This window comes from Olivibacter ginsenosidimutans (assembly GCF_039542865.1).
Classification (GTDB): Bacteria; Bacteroidota; Bacteroidia; order Sphingobacteriales; family Sphingobacteriaceae; genus Olivibacter; species Olivibacter ginsenosidimutans.
The window spans coordinates 1-1,619 of sequence record NZ_BAABIQ010000017.1; the positions used below are offsets into that span (position 1 = coordinate 1).

At 49.6% G+C, this 1,619-nt stretch carries 2 protein-coding genes; both read right to left on the reverse strand.

All coding sequences use genetic code 11. The features are described 5' to 3' along the window. The coding region (tnpC, locus tag ABD930_RS08725) for an IS66 family transposase (RefSeq protein WP_345231340.1) at nt 1–1,380 on the reverse strand (1,380 nt) is incomplete at its 3' end. Between the two features lie 35 nt (nt 1,381–1,415). Next, nucleotides 1,416–1,619, reverse strand: a 204-nt coding sequence (tnpB, locus tag ABD930_RS08730) for an IS66 family insertion sequence element accessory protein TnpB (RefSeq protein ID WP_345231341.1), incomplete at its 5' end; no start/stop codon positions are given.

A 1,619-nucleotide genomic window follows, 5' to 3' on the forward strand; every position in this document is an offset into this window, starting at 1 on the left:
CCATTGGTAGGGGTTCACCTCATGCTTTTTACAGATGGCGAAGAAGGAATAGATCATTGCAGCCCGCTGTGCGGCTTCATGGCTGCCTGCAAAGAGGTAGTTCTTTCGTCCCAGCGCCACGGGTCTGATCGCGTTTTCAATGAGGTTATTGTCGATCTGCAGGTTTCCGTCGTATAAGTAAGCCGATAAAGCATCCCAACGCGCGTAAGCATAGGCCATGGCTTTTCCGATCTGGCTTTTGGGCAAGGTGTTTTTTATCTCCTCAAAGATCCATTTGCCCATTTCATTGATTACCGGTAAGGCTTCTTCTAGCCGCAGCTCCTTGATTTTGTCGGCAGAAAGTTGTTCTTTAGCTCTACGTTCAATTTCATAGAGTTTCTGTATCATGAGTAGCGCCTTTTCGGCTCTTGGGCGGTCATTCTGTAAAGCTTTCTCGAACTCACGGCGTGCGTGTGCCCAGCAGGACAGATGGATGATCCCTTTCTTTTTTCCATATTTATCATATGCGGCATACCCATCCGTCTGCAGGTAACCCTTAAAGTTATCCAGCATGGATTTAGGCACTTGGCCACCACGTGAAGGATTGTAGTCAAACAGCACGGTCCTGTCCAACGGGGCATGGTATACCCAATAGTATCCCTGGTGGGCAGCGCCTTTTTTTTCGCTGTCCAGTACTTTTATTGGCGTCTCGTCCGCCTGTAGATATCCTTTTGCTTTGGTATCGAAGACCAGTTGTCCGTAAAGTGGTTCGAGTTTGATCAGGGCCTCCTTTGTCCAGCCCTCGATGGTCGAGGAGGCGATCTGTATGTTTTCCCTGGCGAAGATCTGCTTCTGGCGGTATAATGGAAGGTGATCGGCATATTTACCCGTAAGGATCATCGCCAGCAGACCTGCTCCGGGGATACCTTTGTCGATAACCCGCTCCGGGAGCTCACCGATCCTGACGCCTTCACCGTTTCCAGCGGCATATTTATAACGGATGTAGCGGTTGATATAGAACCTTGCAGGCTCGCACTCCAGTTCCTCGGTGATTTCTTTCCCGATGCATACCATTTCGGACAGGTCACCTTCGGGGTGGATCTCGATTTCAACAACCGGCAGGTGTTCGGGCAATCTCGCACGCCCTTTATGGTTTACACGCGTGCGGGTGTATTCGATCTTTTGTTTGATCTCTTGCTGTTGCTGCTCCACCTCTACGGTTTCCGCTTCAAACGGGAGTGCGGTCTGGTTGGGGTCTCCCTCGAAGCGTTCGCGTTTCTGACCGAACTGCATCCGCTTGTACATGGCAAGCTGTGACTTTAGGTAATCTATCTCTTCATCACGGCTGGAAACGACCTTGAGAAGGTCTTCTTTCGAGAGGGATTCCAGCGCTGTTTCCATACGCTAAAGATACGGTTTTACCAGCGTTCCCGCAATCAAAAAAGCTGTTTTTGTGGCAAGGAATAACGTTTTTTCTGTATGCTTTTCACAACTTGCACACCTTCGATCAGTAGAACCAGATCGCTCCATGACAGCTCTCCTTTTTTGAGCGACGATGTACCAAAAGTGCCCTGCTCCAGACGTTTGTAGTAGAGTACAAACCCACCGTGCTCCCAATGAAGCAACTTGATATGCGTACG